This is a genomic window from Lentzea sp. NPDC055074, from assembly GCF_053608005.1.
On sequence record NZ_JBSGUQ010000010.1, the window covers coordinates 267,418 to 285,527 of the forward strand.

The 18,110-nt window shown below is 70.0% G+C and carries 16 protein-coding genes; 11 read left to right on the top strand and 5 right to left on the bottom strand.

The annotated features are described in order from the left end of the window. Positions 1-88 precede the first annotated feature (88 nt). The gene (locus ACWF7A_RS24130; RefSeq protein ID WP_452252719.1) at positions 89-1,276 is read left to right on the top strand and encodes a putative glycoside hydrolase; all 1,188 of its coding nucleotides are present in this window, start codon (positions 89-91) and stop codon (positions 1,274-1,276) included. Here the strand turns inward: ACWF7A_RS24130 and ACWF7A_RS24135 are convergent. Together ACWF7A_RS24135 and ACWF7A_RS24140 are read right to left on the bottom strand one after the other, a co-directional pair. Beyond that, positions 1,273-2,022 (bottom strand): universal stress protein, encoded by a 750-nt coding sequence (locus tag ACWF7A_RS24135; protein WP_452252720.1) that lies wholly within the window; start codon positions 2,020-2,022, stop codon positions 1,273-1,275. The genes ACWF7A_RS24130 and ACWF7A_RS24135 overlap by 4 nt on opposite strands. Positions 2,023-2,148: 126 nt before the next feature. Further along, a complete protein-coding gene (locus tag ACWF7A_RS24140) occupies positions 2,149-2,280 on the bottom strand; it encodes a hypothetical protein (protein WP_452252721.1) in 132 nt (43 codons plus the stop codon). 18 nt (positions 2,281-2,298) lie between these two features. Between ACWF7A_RS24140 and ACWF7A_RS24145 the strand changes: the two genes are divergently transcribed. From ACWF7A_RS24145 to ACWF7A_RS24180, 8 genes are all read left to right on the top strand, one after another. Beyond that, entirely contained in the window at positions 2,299-3,825 is a 1,527-nt protein-coding gene (locus ACWF7A_RS24145) for a UDP-N-acetylmuramoyl-L-alanyl-D-glutamate--2,6-diaminopimelate ligase (RefSeq protein WP_452252722.1), read from the top strand. Next, positions 3,822-5,282, top strand: coding sequence for a UDP-N-acetylmuramoyl-tripeptide--D-alanyl-D-alanine ligase (locus ACWF7A_RS24150; protein WP_452252723.1), 1,461 nt, complete (start codon positions 3,822-3,824; stop codon positions 5,280-5,282). The genes ACWF7A_RS24145 and ACWF7A_RS24150 overlap by 4 nt, the downstream gene beginning before the upstream one ends. Then, the gene (gene mraY, locus ACWF7A_RS24155; RefSeq protein ID WP_189153609.1) at positions 5,279-6,364 is read left to right on the top strand and encodes a phospho-N-acetylmuramoyl-pentapeptide-transferase; all 1,086 of its coding nucleotides are present in this window, start codon (positions 5,279-5,281) and stop codon (positions 6,362-6,364) included. The genes ACWF7A_RS24150 and mraY overlap by 4 nt, the downstream gene beginning before the upstream one ends. 4 nt (positions 6,365-6,368) lie before the next feature. Continuing rightward, a complete protein-coding gene (gene murD, locus ACWF7A_RS24160) occupies positions 6,369-7,742 on the top strand; it encodes a UDP-N-acetylmuramoyl-L-alanine--D-glutamate ligase (protein ID WP_452252724.1) in 1,374 nt (457 codons plus the stop codon). A gap of 232 nt (positions 7,743-7,974) precedes the next feature. Continuing rightward, a complete protein-coding gene (gene ftsW / locus ACWF7A_RS24165; protein WP_452252725.1) occupies positions 7,975-9,441 on the top strand; it encodes a putative lipid II flippase FtsW in 1,467 nt (488 codons plus the stop codon). 29 nt (positions 9,442-9,470) lie between these two features. After that, positions 9,471-10,574: an undecaprenyldiphospho-muramoylpentapeptide beta-N-acetylglucosaminyltransferase gene (gene murG / locus ACWF7A_RS24170; protein ID WP_452252726.1), complete on the top strand. Its 1,104-nt coding sequence runs from the start codon at positions 9,471-9,473 to the stop codon at positions 10,572-10,574. Next, positions 10,571-11,938: a UDP-N-acetylmuramate--L-alanine ligase gene (gene murC / locus ACWF7A_RS24175; protein ID WP_452252727.1), complete on the top strand. Its 1,368-nt coding sequence runs from the start codon at positions 10,571-10,573 to the stop codon at positions 11,936-11,938. Before murG ends, murC begins: the two co-directional genes overlap by 4 nt. Continuing rightward, positions 11,935-12,684, top strand: a complete 750-nt coding sequence (locus ACWF7A_RS24180; RefSeq protein WP_452252728.1) for a cell division protein FtsQ/DivIB — start codon at positions 11,935-11,937, stop codon at positions 12,682-12,684. Before murC ends, ACWF7A_RS24180 begins: the two co-directional genes overlap by 4 nt. Here ACWF7A_RS24180 and ACWF7A_RS24185 read toward each other — a convergent pair. Then, complete coding sequence (locus ACWF7A_RS24185) at positions 12,681-13,103, bottom strand: hypothetical protein (protein WP_452252729.1); 423 nt, start codon at positions 13,101-13,103, stop codon at positions 12,681-12,683. The two genes, ACWF7A_RS24180 and ACWF7A_RS24185, sit on opposite strands and share 4 nt — an antisense overlap. A gap of 159 nt (positions 13,104-13,262) precedes the next feature. Further along, positions 13,263-13,388, bottom strand: a complete 126-nt coding sequence (locus ACWF7A_RS24190) for a hypothetical protein (protein WP_452252730.1) — start codon at positions 13,386-13,388, stop codon at positions 13,263-13,265. 94 nt (positions 13,389-13,482) lie between these two features. Here ACWF7A_RS24190 and crtI point away from each other — a divergent pair, with 94 nt between their 5' ends. Further along, positions 13,483-14,898 carry a phytoene desaturase family protein gene (gene crtI, locus ACWF7A_RS24195; RefSeq protein ID WP_452252731.1) on the top strand — a complete coding sequence of 472 codons (1,416 nt, stop codon included), beginning with the start codon at positions 13,483-13,485 and terminating at the stop codon, positions 14,896-14,898. Between the two features lie 111 nt (positions 14,899-15,009). On the opposite strand, the gene ACWF7A_RS24200 is transcribed toward crtI, so the two are convergent. After that, positions 15,010-15,897 carry an RICIN domain-containing protein gene (locus tag ACWF7A_RS24200; RefSeq protein ID WP_452252732.1) on the bottom strand — a complete coding sequence of 296 codons (888 nt, stop codon included), beginning with the start codon at positions 15,895-15,897 and terminating at the stop codon, positions 15,010-15,012. Between the two features lie 331 nt (positions 15,898-16,228). Here ACWF7A_RS24200 and ftsZ point away from each other — a divergent pair, with 331 nt between their 5' ends. Beyond that, positions 16,229-17,563 carry a cell division protein FtsZ gene (gene ftsZ, locus ACWF7A_RS24205; RefSeq protein WP_452252733.1) on the top strand — a complete coding sequence of 445 codons (1,335 nt, stop codon included), beginning with the start codon at positions 16,229-16,231 and terminating at the stop codon, positions 17,561-17,563. Positions 17,564-18,110 lie beyond the last annotated feature (547 nt).

The window sequence follows — 18,110 nt, forward strand, 5'->3', positions numbered from 1 at the left end:
CTTGACTGTGAAAACTTCTTCGTGTTGAGACGCATTTCATCACGTTTAATTCTCCGAAACCGGAGAGCTGAACGAGGTGAGGTGCGTCGTGCGTTCCATCGGATATTCGATCTTGGCATTTGTGCTGGGGATCGCGCCCGCTCCCGCTGCTCAGAGCCCGGAGGAAGACTCGGCCGTGAAGTCGTACTGGCTGCACATGAACAGCACGCCGACGTCCGGGAAAATGATCGAGATCGAGGCGGAACGGCGTTCGTACGTCGTGCTGAACGCCTGGGAAGGTGATCTCGCCGCGAAGTTGAAAAAGGCGAATCCGAAGATCCAGACCTTCGTCTACAAAGATCTCTCCTCGACGCGCAGCTACGCGTGCTCGAAGGGTGTCGACGACGCCGATCTCCCCACCGGTGTCGGCTACTGCGAGGCCGACCCGTCGTGGTTCCTCACCGATGGCACCGGCGCGCGGTTCGAGTACGGCGGCTACGAGGGCCACTGGCAGATGGACGTCGGCAACCCCGCGTACCAGAACGCCTGGGCCGACAACGTGGTCGCGGCCTCGGCCGGGGTCTTCGACGGCGTCTTCATGGACAACGCCCTGTTCGCCTGCGACACCTACCACGACGGCGTGTGCCCGGCGCGGTACCCGACCGACGCCGCGATGCGCGACGCCTACGTCTCCCTGCTCGCCAACACCCGGCAGAAGTTCGTCGACGCGGGCCTCAAGACCGTCGCGAACATGTCCAACGCCCGGCTGCACGACGGCGCCTGGGACAGCTACGTCGAGCACCTCGACGGCGGCTTCGACGAGTGGTGGCTGACCTTCGGCGACAAGGACCTGCTCTCCGAGTACGAACAGGGCTGGAGTCGGCAGGTCGAGCAGATCACCGCGAACGAGGCCAAGGGCAAGATCACCTGGGTCCAGCCGCACCACAGCGGCGCCGAGCAGCCGTTCCGCTACGCCTTCGCGAGCTACCTGCTGGCCAAGGGCGAGCACGCGGCGATCTCCGAGATCGAGGAGACCGACGGCTACGGCGACCCGTCGCAGTGGCGCACCGAGTACGACTGGGACCTCGGCGACCCGCTCGGCACCCACCACGAGATCGCGAAGAACGTGCACCAGCGCGACTTCGAGTGCGGCACGGTGATCGTCAACGCGAACCGGACCGGCACCGGCCCGGTGACCGTGCGCCTCGACTCGGTCCACACCAACGAGACGGGCGCGCCGGTCAGCTTCGTGGCGATGCCCGGCACCACCGGAACCGTGCTGCGCAAGGACTGTTAGAGCGTCACCCGGTCGTCCTGCATCGGTTCCGGCCGAGCCACCAGCACGGGACACGACGAGTGGTAGAGCGCCGCTCGCGTGATCAGCCCGACGCCGTCGTGCTGCCCGCCCCGCCCCACGACCACGAGGTCGGAGTCGAGCGCGGCCAGCGCCTCGTGCGGGTGCCGTGACTCGACGAGCACCTCGGGCGTCAGCTCGGGAGCCGTGGTCCGCAGGAACAGCACGGCCCGGCGGACCGCCGCCTCGTCACGGGGGACGGCGACGTCGTTCTGGGCCGGCAGGTGCAGGTGCAGCAGCCTCAGCCGCGCTCGGCGGGTGCGGCAGAGCTCGGCCGCGCGCCGCAGCACGACCGGGTCCTCGCACCCGCCGACGGCAGCGGTGATCCAGCCGTGTTCGCCGCGGATCGCCTCCGGGCGGCCGCGCACGACCACGACCCCGCACCGCGCGCGGCGCAGCACCGGTAGGACGAGGGAACCCAGCCCCAGGCCGCGGTGCTGTTCGCCTTTGCACCCCAGGACCAAGGTCGCGCTGGAGTCCGACGCCCTCACCAGTGCGGACACCGGGTCGTCTCCGCTGCGGCGGAAGTGGGCGGTGAGCATCGGGAGTCTCTCCAGGACCCGCTGGACCGTCGTGTCGCCGGGGTCCGCGAGGTACACCTGGAGGTCCGTCCTGAGCGACCACGCGTGTCGCGCGGCCCACTCGAAAGCGTGATAAGCGGATTCGGAGGTGTCCACTCCGACCGTCACGGAACGACTGAAATCCGCTGCCCAGAAGGAGAATCTCCTGGGTTCCACCGTCGAGCTGGTTCTCATCGCCGCCTCCTGCCGACCTCTACCTCACCGCAGCCGCACCAGTGCTCACAGGGCACTAAGTCACGAAGCGGGCAGGAACTTGTGCGGCCGGACGGGCTCGCCCACGAAGACCAGCGCGGACGGCCACCCGAACGGCCCAGAACGGCGGATCATCACCCGAACGCCAACGCGCCGCTCGACCACTGTGCGCACGCCGGTAGCCTCTTGCCCGTGCCTGCCAAGCTCGAGGGCAAGGTCGCGACCGCCCCGCCCCGCCCCAACGCCATCCGCCCTGCTTCCGTGGCTGCTCTCGCCGCGGTGGCCGACGTGCACCTGACCAGGCCAGCGCATGCCGACGTCCAGGTGACGGGGGTGACTCTGCGTGCACAGCACGTGATCGCAGGGGACCTCTACGCCGCGCTGCCCGGTGCGCACGTCCACGGTGCCGACTTCGCCGACCAGGCGATCGCGAACGGCGCCGTCGCCGTGCTGACGGACGAGGCCGGCGCCGCGCGCGACTCCCTCAAAGACGTGCCCGTGCTGATCCACCCGCGCCCCCGTGAGGTCGTGGGCCTGCTCGCCGCGCACGTCTACGGACAGCCGTCGTCGAAGATCCGGTTGTGGGGGGTCACCGGCACGTCCGGCAAGACCACCACCACGTACATGATCGAGTCGGTGCTGCGCGCCGCCGGGAAGCAGACCGGCCTGATCGGCACGGTCGGCACCCGCATCGGCGCGGAGCAGCTCGGCAGCTCCCACACCACGCCCGAGGCGCCGGACCTGCAGGCGCTGTTCGCGGTGATGGCCGAGCGCGGGGTCACCGACGTGGCGATGGAGGTGTCGAGCCACGCGCTGCACATGGGCCGCGTCGCCGCCACCGAGTTCGAGATCGGCGCGTTCACGAACCTGAGCCAGGACCACCTCGACTTCCACGCCGACATGGAGGAGTACTTCCAGGTCAAGGCGCAGCTGTTCGACGGCCGCGCGCGCAAGGAGGTCGTCTGCGTCGACGGCGACTGGGGCGACCGGCTGGTGAAGCCGGGCACCGTCACCGTCGCCATGACCAAGCCCGCCGACTGGACCGCGAGCGACGTCGAGGTGTCGCCGACCGGTGAGCAGTCGTTCACCGCGCACGGCCCCGGCGGCGACATCCGGATCCACCTCCCGCTCGCGGGCAGCTTCAACATCGCCAACGCCCTGCTGGCCATCGCGTGCCTGCACGTCGAGGGCATCGGCGCCGAGGCCATCGCCGAGGGCCTGGAGAACGTCCAGGTGCCCGGCCGCATGCAGCGCGTCGACGAGGGCCAGGACTTCACCGCGGTCGTCGACTACTCGCACAAGCCCGCCGCCGTCGCACTCGCGCTCGACGCCGTGCGCGCCAAGACCGACGGCCGGGTGATCATCGTGCTCGGCTGCGGTGGCGACCGGGACCGGGCCAAGCGCCCGCTGATGGGCGAGGCCGCCGCGGAACGGGCCGAGGTGTTGATCATCACCGATGACAACCCCAGGACCGAAGACGCGTCCTCCATTCGGGCCGCCATGCTCGAAGGGGCCCTCGCCACCGCGAACCGGGGCGAGGTGCTCGAGATCGGCGACCGGAGGCTCGCGATCCTCAAGGCCGTGGAGCTGGCACTTCCGGGGGACGTCGTCGTCGTGGCGGGCAAGGGACACGAGACGGGACAAGAGATCGCCGGCGTGATCCATCCGTTCTCGGACGTCGAGACGCTGACCGCCGCGATCAGAGAGGCGCACCGTTGATCGCACTCACGCTCGCCGAGATCGCTGAGATCGTCGGCGGACGCCTGCACGCGACCGATGGCAGTCCGGTCGTGACGGGCACCATCGAGTTCGACACCCGGAAGGTCACCGGCGGAGGCCTCTTCCTGGCCCTTCCCGGGGAACGCGTGGACGGCCACGACTTCGCCGCCCAGGCCGTGGCGTCGGGCGCGGCCGGCGTGCTGGCGGGCCGCGAGGTCGACGCACCCGCGGTCATCGCACCGCCCGTGGAGACCAGGCACGGCAACGCCTACGTGCTCGCGGGGGACAAGAACGGCGAGGGCGCGGCGGTGCTCGAGGCGCTCGCCAAGCTCGCCCGCCACGTCACGGACCGCCTGAAGGACCTGACGATCGTCGGCATCACCGGCTCCGCGGGCAAGACGTCCACCAAGGACCTCATCGCCCAGGTGCTGGCACCGGCCGGGGACGTCGTGGCGCCGCCGGAGTCGTTCAACAACGAGCTCGGCCACCCGTGGACCGCGCTGCGCTCCACCGAGGACACCAGGTTCCTGGTGCTGGAGCTGTCCGCGCGCGGCATCGGCCACATCGCGAACCTGTGCGAGGTCGCCCCGCCGAAGTTCGGCGCCGTGCTCAACGTCGGCACCGCGCACCTGAGCGAGTTCGGTTCCCGCGAGGGCATCGCGCAGGGCAAGGGCGAGCTGGTCGAGTCGCTGCCCGAGGACGGCGTCGCCATCCTCAACGCCGACGACCCGCTGGTCGCGGGCATGGCGAGCCGCACCAAGGCCAAGGTCGTGCTCGTCGGTGAGAACAAGAACGCCGACGTCCGCGCCGAGGACATCGAGCTGGACGAGCAGGCCCGGCCGAGCTTCACGCTGAAGACCGCGAAGGGCGACGCGCACGTCAAGCTCTCCCTCAACGGCACGCACCAGGTCGGCAACGCCCTGGTCGCCGCCGCCATCGCCCTCGAGCTCGGCGCCACGCCGGAGGAGATCGCACAACGGCTCGGCGCCGCCGAACGCGTCTCGGCGCACCGCATGGTCATCACCGACCGCGCGGACGGCGTGACGGTCATCGACGACGCCTACAACGCGAACCCCGACTCGGTGCGGGCGGCGTTGAAGGCGCTCGCGTCGATCGCGCGCTCCACCACCCCTGCCCGCCGCAGCTGGGCCGTCCTCGGCCCGATGGCGGAACTCGGTGACGACGCGGTGCGCGAGCACGACGAGATCGGGCGGCTGGTGGTGCGTCTCGACATCAGCAAGCTGGTCGTCGTCGGTGAGGCAGCCCGCGCGATGCACCAGGGCGCGCACCTGGAAGGATCTTGGGGAGACGAATCCGTCAGGGTGCCGGACGTGGACGCGGCTGTCGCGTTGCTCCAGGGGGAAGTCCGGCCCGGTGACGTAGTGCTGGTCAAGGCATCCAACGCCTATCGCCTGTGGCGCATTGCCGAGGCCCTGCTGGAGGCAGGAACCAAGTGAAGAGCATCCTGATCGCGGCAGCGATCGCCCTCGCGGTGTCGATCCTGCTGACGCCGTATCTGATCAAGGTCTTCTCCCGTCAGGGCTTCGGCCAGGAGATCCGCGAGGACGGTCCGCAGCACCACAAGACCAAGCGCGGTACGCCGACCATGGGTGGCCTCGCCATCCTGGTCGCGATGTGGGCCGGGTACCTCGGCACGCACCTCGTGAACTCGATGTCGGCCTCGGCGTCGGGCCAGACCCCGACGGCGTCCGGCCTGCTCGTGCTGATGCTGACGACGTCCCTCGGGCTCGTCGGCTTCCTCGACGACTTCATCAAGATCCGCAAGGCCCGCAACCTGGGCCTCAACAAGACGGCGAAGCTGGTCGGCCAGTTCATCGCGACGATCACGTTCGCGGTGCTCGTGCTGCAGTTCCCGAACAAGGACGGCCTGACGCCCGCGTCGGTCAACCTGTCGTTCGTCCGCGACATCACCGTGGTCTCGTTCGGCACCATCGGGTTCATCGTCTTCTGCTACGGCATGGTCGCCGCGTGGTCGAACGCCGTGAACCTGACCGACGGCCTCGACGGCCTGGCCGGCGGTTCGTCGGCGATGGTGTTCGGCACGTACGTGGTGATCTCGTTCTGGCAGTTCCGCTACAACTGCTCCAGCTACGCCGTGGCCGGCTGCTACGACGTGCGCGACCCGCTGGACCTCGCGGTGATCGCCGCGGCCGCGATGGCGGGCTGCATCGGCTTCCTCTGGTGGAACGCGGCTCCGGCCAAGATCTTCATGGGTGACACCGGTTCGCTCGCGCTCGGCGGCCTCGTCGCCGGTCTCGCGATCGCGACCCGCACCGAGCTGCTGATGATCGTCATCGGTGGTCTGTTCGTGGTCGAGGCCCTGTCGGTGGCGTTGCAGGTCGCGGTCTTCCGCACCTCACGACGGCGCCTGTTCCGCATGGCCCCGTTCCACCACCACTTCGAGCTGGCGGGCTGGGCGGAGACCACGGTCATCATCCGTTTCTGGTTGATGGCCGGCATCTGCTGCATGTTCGGGCTCGGCGTGTTCTACAGCGAGTGGCTGACGGGCGGTTTCTAGGGTCATGACCAAGCTGGCTGGTTCGAAGGTGCTGGTCGCCGGTGCTGGAGTGACCGGCCGGTCCGCCGCGGAGGCGTTGCTCGCGGCGGGCGCCGAGGTCGTGGTGACGGACTCGTCGCCGGAACGGCTCGCGGCGCTGGAGACGATGCTCGAAGGCGTGGAACTGGTGCCCGGCCTGGCGGAACCCCCGGCCGGCACCTCCCTGGTCGTCACGAGCCCGGGCTGGCAGCCGTCCAGTCCGCTGCTCGCGGCCGCCGCCTCCGCCGGCATCGAGGTGATCGGCGAGGTCGAACTGGCTTGGCGGATGGGCACCGAACTGGCCGACCCGCCGGTGTGGCTCGCGGTGACCGGCACGAACGGCAAGACCACGACGGTCGGCATGCTGGAGTCGATCCTGCATGCCGCCGGCGCGGACGCCGTGGCCTGCGGCAACGTCGGCCTGCCGGTCGTGGACGCGCTGCTCGCCGGACGGCGGGTGCTCGCGGTGGAGCTGTCGAGCTTCCAGCTGCACTGGGCGCCGTCGGTGCGCCCGCAGGCGGGAGCGCTGCTCAACCTCGCCGAGGACCACCTCGACTGGCACGGCGGCATGGACGCCTACGCCCAGGCCAAGGCCGGGGTCCTCACCGGTGAGGTGGCGATCGGCTGGCTCGACGACGACCGCGTCGTCGACCTGCTGGAGGAGTCGCCCGCCCGCGACCGCGTCGGGTTCACGCTGGAGGAACCGGCTGCAGGTCAGCTCGGCGTGCGCGACGGCTGGCTGGTCGACCGGGCGTTCGCCGACGACGAGGCGCTGGTCGAGGTCGCGAAGATCCGTCCGGCCGGTCCCCCCGGCATCGCGGACGCCCTGGCTGCCACGGCTCTCGCCCGCGCCTACGGCGTGCCGTCCGAGGCCGTGCGCGAGGGCCTGGAGGCCTTCGAACCGGCCGCGCACCGCGCCGTGCTCGTCACGGTCGACGCCGCCGACGTGAAGTACGTCAACGACTCGAAGGCGACGAACCCGCACGCGGCCGTGGCGTCGTTGCGGGCGTTCGACAGCGTCGTCTGGATCGCGGGCGGGCTTCTCAAGGGCGCGTCGGTCGAGGACATGGTGCGGACCGAGGCCCACCGGCTGCGGGGCGTGGTGCTGATCGGCGCCGACCGCGCGGTGATCGCGGAGGCGTTGGCGAAGCACGCCCCGGACGTGCCCGTGGTGTCGCTCGACCTCGCTGACGACGAGGACCCGATGCTGGCTGTGGTGCGGGCCGCGCAGGAACTCGCTCAGTCCGGTGACACGGTGCTGCTGGCACCTGCGGCGGCGTCGATGGACATGTTCACCGACTACGCGCACCGCGGGCAGGCGTTCACGGACGCCGTCAAGCGCCTCACGGGTGGCCGGTAGGGTGATGGTGCCGTGACCGCCCGCCTTCACCGCGTCTTTCGGCGCTCAGCAGGGCGCCTCGCGGTCCCGGCCCCGCGCCCCCGTACCACCAGTACGAGGACGCGGGGCCGACACCACGATGCACCCGTCCGACCGTCGAAATACGGGGTGAAGGCCGACGGTCACGGCACCAATGGGGCGACACGCCCCAGGAATCCCCGTTCGAGCGCTTGACACAGGAGACGATGATCTGGTGACCGTCGTCGCCGACAAGCCGAGAAGCAAGCGGAAGGTTCGTCCTACGGGCCGCGTCGCCTCGTTGCGCAGCGGTATGACCTCGTGGCTGAGCCGCCCGCTCGCCGACTTCCACCTGCTGCTCGCGATCTTCGGCATGCTCACCGTGCTCGGCCTGGTGATGGTGCTGTCGGCGTCGGCGCCGGGACAGGTCGCGTCGGGCGTGTCCGCGTACAGCGTGTTCCAGAAGCAGCTGATCTACGTCTGCATCGGGGCCGTGCTGTTCTGGGTGATGCTGCGGTTCCCGTTGCGCAAGCTCCGGCACTTCTCGACGGCCGCGATGGGCATCGGCGTGCTGCTGCTGGCCCTCGTGCTGACGCCGCTCGGTGACGTCCGCGGTGGCGCGCGCTCGTGGTTCACGCTCGGGCCCGTGTCGTTCCAGCCGATCGAGGCCGTGAAGCTCGCGCTGGCGCTGTGGGGCGCGCACGTCCTGGTCACCAAGCGGGCGTTGCTGTCGCAGTACCGGCACCTGCTGGTGCCCGTCGTGCCGGTGGCGATGCTGGTGTTCGCGCTGGTCATGCTGCAGCCCGACCTCGGCGGCACGATCACGCTCGGCGTGGTGCTGATCAGCCTGCTGTGGTTCGTCGGCGCGCCGATGCGGTTGTTCGGCGTGATCGCCGGTGGCGCGGTGGCGGGTGCCGTCGTGCTCGCGATCGGCGCCACGTACCGGCTGCAGCGCGTGACGACGTTCCTCAACCCCGACGCCGATCCCGAGGGCGCCGGTCACCAGGCGCGGCAGGCGATGTTCGCGCTCGCCGACGGCGGCCTGTTCGGCAAGGGGCTCGCGCGGGGCAGCTCGCAGTGGCGGTACCTGCCCAACGTCGAGTCGGACTTCATCTTCGCCGTCATCGGCGAGGAGCTCGGGTTCGTCGGGTGCGCGCTGGTGCTGGTGCTGTTCGGCGGCCTCGCGTGGGTCGGGCTGCGGATCGCCTCGCGCAACACCGACCCGTGGATCCGGATCGTGTCCGCGACGCTGACGGTGTGGCTGGTCGCGCAGGCCGCGATCAACATCGGCTACGTCGTGCGGCTGCTGCCCGTCACGGGCCTGACGCTGCCGTTGATCTCCTCCGGTGGCACCTCGGTCGTGACGACCATGGTGGTGTTCGGCATCCTCGCGAACTGCGCCCGGCACGAGCCCGAGGCCGTGTCGGCGCTGCGGTCGCTCGGTCCCGGCCGCGTCGGCGGACTGCTCAGGCTGCCCGCCCCGGAGGCCTACCGGGCGCCCTCGAAGCGCAAGCCGGTCCGCCCGTCCACGCCGCCCCGCGCACCAGGCCGTTCACGAACGCAGCAACTTCCGGTAGTGGATGAACGTCGTATGGCGGGAAGGTCCGCTCCGCCCTCGGAGTACCGTCGCCGCGACTCGCGGCGCACACAGGGCCGTTCCGAGCAAGGCCGGTCGACCCGCGGTCGCGGGCGATCGAACTGATTCGTCAGCCGAAAAACTTGGGAGAAGTCTTGACCGGGCACCCTGCCCCCAGTGGTCCGTGCGTCGTGGTCGCCGGTGGTGGCACCGCCGGCCACATCGAGCCGGCACTGGCGCTGGCCGACGCGGTCATGCGGCTGCGGCCGGACGCGCGCGTCGTCGCGCTCGGCACCGAGCGCGGCCTCGAGAACAAGATCGTCCCGGCTCGCGGGTACCCGCTGGAGCTGATCCCGCCGGTGCCGATGCCGCGCAAGCCCACCCTGGACCTGCTGAAGCTGCCGCTGAACGTGCGCGGCGCCGTGAAGCAGACCCGTGAGGTGCTGGAGCGCGTCGGCGCGGACGTCCTCGTCGGCTTCGGCGGTTACGTGGCGCTGCCCGCGTACCTGGCCGCGCGTGGCCGCATTCCGATCGTGGTGCACGAGGCGAACGCCAAGGCCGGTCTCGCGAACAAGGTCGGCGCCAAGTTCGCCGAGCACGTCGCGGCGGCCGTGCCGGACTCCGGCCTGACCGACGCGCAGATCATCGGCATCCCGCTGCGCCAGTCGATCACGTCGCTGAACCGCGCCGCGTTGCGCGACGAGGCCCGCCGGTTCTTCGGCCTGGACCCGCACGCGCCGGTGCTGCTGGTGTTCGGCGGCTCGCAGGGCGCACGGTCGATCAACGAGGCCGTGGCGCCCGTGGCCGCCGAGTTCGCCCGTGCCGGCGTGGGCGTGCTGCACGCGTACGGCCCGAAGAACAACATTGCGGTGCAACAGGTTCCGGGCCGCCCGCCGTACGTGCCGGTGCCGTACCTGGAGCGCATGGACCTGGCCTACGCCGCCGCGGACGCCGTGCTGTGCCGTTCGGGTGCGATGACCGTCGCCGAGGTGTCGGCCGTCGGCCTGCCCGCGATCTTCGTGCCGCTGCCGATCGGCAACGGTGAGCAGGCGCTGAACGCGGGCCCCGTCGTCTCCGCGGGCGGTGGCCTTCTCGTGCCGGACGAGGAGCTCACGCCGCAGAAGGTCGCGTCGCTGGTGGTGCCGCTGATGGCGGACCGCGAGCGGCTCGCGCAGATGTCCCGCGCGACGCTCGGCACCGGCCGTCGCGAGGCGGACGAGATCCTTGCCCGCACCGTTCTGGATGTGATCAGGAAATGAGCCTCGAACGCGTTCACCTCGTCGGCATCGGTGGTGCCGGCATGAGCGGCATCGCCCGCATCCTGCTGGCACGCGGCGTGCAGGTGTCCGGTTCGGACGCCAAGGACTCGCGCACCGTGCTGGCCCTGCGCGCCCAGGGCGCGCGGATCGCCGTCGGTCACGACGCCGCGAACCTGGACCAGCTCGTCGGCGGTCCGACCGAGGTCGTGGTCTCGACCGCGATCAAGGACACGAACCCCGAGTACGCGTCGGCCCGTGAGCGCGGCATCACCGTGCTGCGCCGTGCCGAGGCTCTCGCGGCGTTGATGGAGGACCATCGCGTCGTGTGTGTCGCCGGCACGCACGGCAAGACGTCGACGACGTCGATGCTCACCGTCGCGTTGCAACACTGCCGGGTCGACCCGTCGTTCGCGATCGGTGGTGACCTGAACGAGTCCGGCGCCAACGCCCACCAGGGCACCGGCGGCGTGTTCGTGGCCGAGGCGGACGAGTCCGACGGCTCGTTCCTGTTCTTCTCGCCGTCCGTCGCCGTCGTGACGAACGTCGAGGCCGACCACCTCGACCACCACGGCACCGTCGAGGCCTACACGGCCGTGTTCGACTCGTTCCTGGAGCGGATCGTGCCGGGCGGCGTGCTGGTGTCCTGTGTGGACGATCCCGGTGCCGCTCGCCTGATCACCGAGGCCCGCGCGCGCGGCATCCGCGTGCGCGAGTACGGACGTTCGGCGACCGACGCGAAGCTCGTCGACTACAAGCCGTTCGAGTCGGGCGGCCTCGCGTCGGTCGAGATCGACGGTGTCGCGGTCGAGGTCCGGGTCGCGGTGCCGGGTGAGCACATGGCGTTGAACGCGATCGCCGCGCTGCTGGCCGGTCTCGAGCTCGGTGCCGACCAGGCCGGTCTGCTGGAGGGCCTCGCGGCCTTCGGCGGCGTGCGGCGGCGGTTCGAGTTCAAGGGCCGTGGCAAGGGCGTGTCGGTGTACGACGACTACGCGCACCACCCGACCGAGGTCGACGCGCAGTTGCGCGCCGCCCGCCCGGTCGCCGGTGCCGGTCGTGTCGTCGTGGTGTTCCAGCCCCACCTGTACTCCAGGACCCGCACGTTCGCCGCTGAGTTCGCCGCCGCGCTGTCGCTGGCGGACGAGGTCGTCGTGCTGGACGTCTACGGCGCCCGCGAGGAACCGGAGCCCGGCGTGACCGGCGCGCTGATCGCGGACCAGGTCACGGCCTCCGTGCACTACGAGCCGTCGTTCGACCGCGTTCCCGCGCTGGTGGCCTCGCTCGTGCGCGACGGCGACATGGTCGTGACCATGGGCGCGGGCGACGTGACGATGCTCGGCCCCGAGATCGTCAGCGCGCTGTCATGAGCGCACCGGTTCGCGGAAGGTCCACGCGAGTTCGCACCGCGAACCGGAGACCGAAGAGCGCCGAGTACAAGGCGCGGCGCAGGGTCATCCTGCGCCGCCGCCTCGTCGCGCTGCTGACAGTGCTGTCCGTGGTGGCCCTGGCCTACTGCGTCTTCTTCACCCCGCTGCTGGGCGTCAGCCAGGTCGACGTCCGCGGCAACGGCGCGCTGACCGAGGACGAGGTCCGCGCCGTGGCGGCCATCGAGCCCGGCTCGCCGCTGATCCGTCTGGACCTCCAGGAGATCCACGACCGCGTGGCCGGCATCCCGCGCGTCGCCGCCGTGGAGGTGGAACGCCAGCTCCCGGGCACGGTCCGCCTGCTGGTGACCGAACGGGTTCCGGTCGGCTCGGTGAAGCTGCCCGACGGCTTCCACCTCGTCGACTCGACCGGCAAGGACTACGCCGTCCTCCCGGCCGCCGCACCGGGCGTGCCCGAACTGGTGCTCACGCTGCCGTCGTCCTCGGACCCGGCCACGCGTGCCGTGGTCGGGGTCGTGAACGAGCTGCCGGAGAAGCTGCGGCCGGACGTTCTCGCGGTGGCGGCGACGACCGGTGCCGACGTTCGGCTGACACTGTCGGGAGGTCGGACGGTGAAGTGGGGCAGCTCCGACGACACGGCTCGCAAGGCGGCCGTGCTGCTCGTGCTGCTTTCGCGGCCAGGTACGAGCTACGACGTGTCGTCGCCGGACCTGGCCACGGTTTCCTAGCCCAGGGTGAGGTGGAAGCCCTCGGTCGCGGCCTCCTGCTGTGTCTTCCAGATCACGCCGCGGTTGGCGTTGCCGGTGCTCGCGCCGTACAAGCGTTCACCGGTGGGCAGGTCGCGCACGGTGAAGGTGAAGAAGCAGCTGCTGTCCCCGCTCTTGAGGGTGGAGACGCCCAGCACCTTGTTGTCCTGGTTGACGATCTCCACCTGCGTGCCGTCGCGCATGTCGCTGTAGCCGCCGGAGCCGCAGCGTCCGGAGACGGACATGCTGCCCTCGACCGTGAACGTGTCGGGTGAGCCCCACTCCGTTGAAGCGCGGCCAAGTCCGAACCCGATACCTCCTACGGCGAGCAGCAGCACCACGGCGATGCCGGCCAGGAGTCCCGGAGTTCGGCTTCGCGGCGGCCCTTCTGGTGGCGGCATCAGGGTTGGTTCTGGTGGAAGAGGTTCCACGGCGGTCCTTCGATCTGGGGCTAGCGCCGCGGTGCCGGTGGCCGCGACGGAGTCGGGAACCGGCGGGGCCGGCGGATCGGGGACCGGGGAATCGGCTGGGAGCACAAGGGTTCTCCTGAGGTTCGCGCGTCAGCCGTTCCGCCTCAGCCGCGCCATCGCGACCCGTACGACGAGGCTGCCGAGCCTGCTCGTGACGAGTTCCAGGACGATCGCTTCGATGAAGAGCGAACGCACGGACGCGGGTGCGGGTGCCAAGACATGCCTCCTGTGGTGAACGACTACCGTGCTAATCGAGCTGCCACTCGCCGTATTAGCCAGATCGATCGTTGTCACCCGAAGGAAGTACTCAATGCCGGGCCACGTCGTCGTTGTGGGTGCCGGTCTTGCCGGACTGTCAGCCGCGTTGCACCTGCGAGGGACCGGTCGGCGGGTCACGGTGCTCGAAACGGGTGATGCGCCTGGCGGACGGGCCGGCACTGTGCGTGTCGGGGAGTTCGTCGCGGACAACGGGCCGACCGTGCTGACGATGCCCGAGTACCTGGAAGAGGCGTTCGACGCCGTGGGGGAGCGGCTCGCGGACTGGCTGACGCTCGATCGCGTCGAGCCCGCCTATCGCGCGCGGTTCGCGGACGGGTCCCGGATCTCGGTGCACACCGACGGCGCCGCGATGGAGGACGAGGTCCGCACCGTTTGCGGTGCAAGGGAAGCGGCCGGGTACCGGGAGCTGCGGCGGTGGCTGGGCGAGCTGTACTCGGTGCAGCGCGAGCACTTCATCGGCGCGAACTTCGACTCGCCGCTCGACCTGGTGCGGCCCGAGTTCGTGAAGCTCGCCTCGCTCGGCGGGTTCGGGCGGCTGGAGCCGCAGTTGCGGCGGTTCCTGCGGGACGAGCGGTTGATCAGGCTCTTCTCGTTCCAGGCTCTTTACGCGGGGGTGCCGCCGCAGCAGGCCCTCGCGGCGTATGCCGTTATCGCGTACATGGACACCATTGCCGGCGTGTACTTCCCGCGCGGTGGGATGCACGCGGTGCCTCAGGCGATGGCTGGTGCCGCGACCAAGCACGGTGCGGAGTTCCGTTACGGCGCAAAGGTCATACGGCTGGAGTGGCGTGGTGCGCGCGTTGCGGCGGTGCACACTGCTGAGGAGCGCATCGAGTGCGACGCTGTCGTCTTGGCGTGTGAGCTGCCGGATGCCTATCGGTTGCTAGGGAAGTCGCCGCGCCGTGTGTTGCCGCACCGGTGGTCGCCGTCCGCGGTGGTGCTGCACGCCGCGACGGACCGCACGTGGGACCTGGGCCACCACAACATCCTGTTCGGGCAGGCGTGGCGGGGGACGTTCGACGAGATCGTCCACAAGGGACGGTTGATGTCCGACCCGTCGCTGCTCGTCACGCACGCGCAGGACGGGCTGCACTACGTGCTGGCGCCGTCGCCGAACCTGCGGACCGGGCCGATCGACTGGAAACGCGTCGGGCCCCGGTACCGCGACGAGCTCGTGCGGACGCTGGAGGAACGCGGGCTAGACGGGTTCGGTGCGTCGGTGCGCGACGAAGTGCTCGTCACGCCCGTGGACTGGGGCAACGCGGCAGGCACGCCGTTCGGGCTCGCGCACACCTTCGCGCAGACGGGACCGTTCCGGCCGCGCAACGTCGTGAAGGGCGCCGAGAACGTGGCGCTGGCGGGAGCGGGCACCACACCGGGCGTCGGGGTGCCGCCGGTGCTGATCTCCGGACGGCTCGCGGCCCAGCGGACGACTGCGATGCGATGACGTCCCGCGCCGCCGTCGAGGCCGGCGACCGGACGATCTCGCCTGATGGGTGCTCGCGCACGTCATCGACGAGACCGCCCGGCACACCGGTCGTCCGGACGTCGTCGGCGACTAGGCCGCCGGCAGCTGCCAGATCTGCAGCAGGCCGATGCCCGCGTAGTCGTAGACGATGACGTGGTTGCTGGACGGCATCAGGTGCTGGTCGGCGTTCGCGACCTTGTAGTTGCCGAGCTCGTCACCGGTGAGCGTCCACTGCTGGGCGGCCTCGGTCGTGACGCAGGGCTCCAGCAGCACGGCGTTGGACGAGGGCGGCGGCGACACCGTGAGGCACTTGCCGGTCGCCTGGCTCCGCAGCGCGACCTTGCCCTCGCCCACGTCGATCCGTTCGAAGCCCGGCGCGTCGGCGCAGGCCTTCAGCTCGTTGATGTACTCGACGCTGTCGGCCACGCAGGTGCCCGCGTTGGCGCTCTTCAGCTTGACCACTGCTCCGAGCTGGGGCGTCGGCACGGCGCCCGTCTCGCGGACCTGCCAGAGCTGCGTGGAGCTGTCGGAGGCGTCGAACATGTTCACCTCGTTCCAGCGCGAGAAGAGGAACGAGTCGGCGAACCGCGTGCCGGACCGCCCGGCGACCGACAGCTTCACGGTGCCGTCCGCGGCGGGCACCTCCTGGAACCGCTGGCCGGCCTCAGCGCTGTTGCACGGCCAGCTCGTCACCGTGCTGTCGTAGCCGTCGAGGCAGGTGCCGGTGCCGAGGTTGCGCAGGTAGGACCCACCGCCCGCGGCGGCCGGCACGCGTTCGAACTGCTGCGCGGCGCTACCGTCGCAGGCGCTCATGCCGGCTCTCTGTGTGACCTTCCCGCCCAGGGCGAGGCACAGGCCGTTGTCCACGCTCCTGATCTCGATGATCTTGTTGTCTTCCGGTGCCGCACTCGCGGGTGCGACCGTCACTGTCCCCAGGGCGATCGCGGCCAGCGCGACGCCGAAAATCCTGATCCCCATCTACGGACAGTAGCGAGAGGTCACCCTGACAAGGCGTGCAACTGAGGAAGGCATGGGCGAGACGATCTCTGAATCGTCGGCCGACTAGGCTTGCGGTGCGTCGTCCTCAGGACAGTGCGGCACTACTTGACGGCACGACCGGGGAGTAGTAGCGCACAGTGTTGGGACCCTACGGCGTGGCTGCTGGACCGACGTGCCGCCGGTGCTTACCGTCCAGCAGGAACATATGGGGTTGACATAACTCTGAATCTCGACGAGAGGTTGAGAGTTTCAATCCGGGTGCATCACACCCAGCACCACAGCGCGGACCACGATCAGGAAGGCGGATCCGATGACGCCCCCGCACAACTACCTCGCGGTGATCAAGGTCGTCGGCATCGGTGGTGGCGGTGTCAACGCCGTCAACCGCATGATCGAGGTCGGGCTGAAGGGCGTCGAGTTCATCGCGGTGAACACCGACGCACAGGCCTTGCTGATGTCTGATGCCGACGTCAAGCTCGACATCGGCCGCGAGCTCACCCGCGGTCTCGGTGCCGGCGCCAACCCCGAGGTCGGGCACAAGGCCGCCGAAGACCACCGCGAGGAGATCGAGGAGGTCCTCAAGGGGGCCGACATGGTCTTCGTGACGGCTGGTGAAGGCGGTGGCACGGGTACCGGCGGCGCGCCGGTCGTGGCCTCGATCGCCCGCAAGCTCGGCGCACTGACCATCGGTGTCGTCACGCGCCCGTTCTCGTTCGAGGGCAAGCGCCGCGCCAAGCAGGCCGAGGACGGCATCCAGGCGTTGCGCAACGAGTGCGACACGCTCATCGTCATCCCGAACGACCGGCTGCTGCAGCTCGGCGACATCGGCGTCAGCCTGATGGACGCCTTCCGCTCCGCGGACGAGGTGCTGCTGTCCGGTGTCCAGGGCATCACCGATCTCATCACGACCCCCGGTCTGATCAACCTGGACTTCGCCGACGTCAAGTCGGTCATGTCCGGCGCGGGCTCGGCGTTGATGGGCATCGGCTCCGCCCGAGGCGAGGGACGAGCGGTCCAGGCCGCGCAGAAGGCCATCAACTCGCCCCTGCTGGAAGCCTCGATGGAGGGCGCGCACGGCGTGCTGCTCTCGATCGCAGGTGGCTCCGACCTGGGACTTTTCGAGATCAACGAGTCTGCGTCGTTGGTCCAGGAAGCAGCGCACCCCGACGCGAACATCATCTTCGGTACGGTCATCGACGACTCCCTCGGCGACGAGGTCCGGGTCACGGTGATCGCGGCCGGGTTCGACAGCGGGGGCCCCACGCACAAGAAGCTGGAGCCGACGGCGTTGTCCTCGCCGCCTCGGACTGCTTCCGGGCCGATCGCGTCCGCCACTGCTGCGCCTACGCACGTGCAGCAGCCGGTCGCCCAGACTCCGCCGCCGGTGGTGCACGCGCCGGCGATGCAAGCTCCTCCGGTTCAGCACCCCGTGCAGCCTCCGGTTCAGCCTGAGGTCCGGCAGGCTCCGCCTGTGCAGCAGCCTCCTACCTCGGTGCCCCCGCAGCCTTCGCCGGCTCAGGGGAACGGGTACGTGCCTTCTGTGCCTCGGTCTCTGTCGCCCAACGGGTCTTTGCCCTCTCGGCCTGTCCCGGTCACCGACGATCCTGATGACGAGGTTGACGTTCCGCCGTTCATGCGGCGGTGACGGTGGGCCTTCGGGCCTGCGATTTGTGATCTTGTCGGACCCCCTGAGCAGCGTTTGGGCTCAGGGGGTCTTCGTTTTGGGGGGACGCCTGCGGGAGCTTTCTGCTGGGGCCTGTTGGGTGGGGCTGAGTCTGGGGGTGGGGTTGAGCTTTGCGGGGCTGACCTCGCCTGGATGACCTTGCTGGGCTGACCTGCCGGGCTGGCCTTGCGTGGGCTGACGTTGCGGGGCGACCGTTGCGGTGGGCGGACTTGGCGTGGGGCGACCTGTGCGTGGGGCGCGCCGTGCGTGGGGCGAGCTAAGACGGTGGTCACCTTGAGGGCGGCCAGGTCACCTTGCGTGCTTTCCCTGGGGGCTCTGCCCCCAGACCCCCGGCAATCTGGTCAGGGGGCCAGCGCCGTGAGCAGGCTGATGGCACGCCTGTTGCTTTGAGCGGCTGCCTGTTGCGTAGCTGTTTGCGTTGGCGGTGGGGTCCCATCACGAGCCGAGCCAAGAGCGAGCCACATGCCTGAGGGGGTGTCAAGCGGACGAAAAGCGTGTCCGCTTGACA

Bases quoted from the DNA above. Each gene is read 5' to 3' on its own strand.
- crtI (WP_452252731.1), top strand. From the start codon at position 13,483: ATGCCGGGCCACGTCGTCGTTGTGGGTGCCGGTCTTGCCGGACTGTCA.
- ACWF7A_RS24200 (WP_452252732.1), bottom strand. From the start codon at position 15,897: ATGGGGATCAGGATTTTCGGCGTCGCGCTGGCCGCGATCGCCCTGGGG.
- ACWF7A_RS24180 (WP_452252728.1), top strand. From the start codon at position 11,935: ATGAGCGCACCGGTTCGCGGAAGGTCCACGCGAGTTCGCACCGCGAAC.
- ACWF7A_RS24185 (WP_452252729.1), bottom strand. From the start codon at position 13,103: ATGCCGCCACCAGAAGGGCCGCCGCGAAGCCGAACTCCGGGACTCCTG.
- ftsZ (WP_452252733.1), top strand. From the start codon at position 16,229: ATGACGCCCCCGCACAACTACCTCGCGGTGATCAAGGTCGTCGGCATC.
- murC (WP_452252727.1), top strand. From the start codon at position 10,571: ATGAGCCTCGAACGCGTTCACCTCGTCGGCATCGGTGGTGCCGGCATG.
- murD (WP_452252724.1), top strand. From the start codon at position 6,369: ATGACCAAGCTGGCTGGTTCGAAGGTGCTGGTCGCCGGTGCTGGAGTG.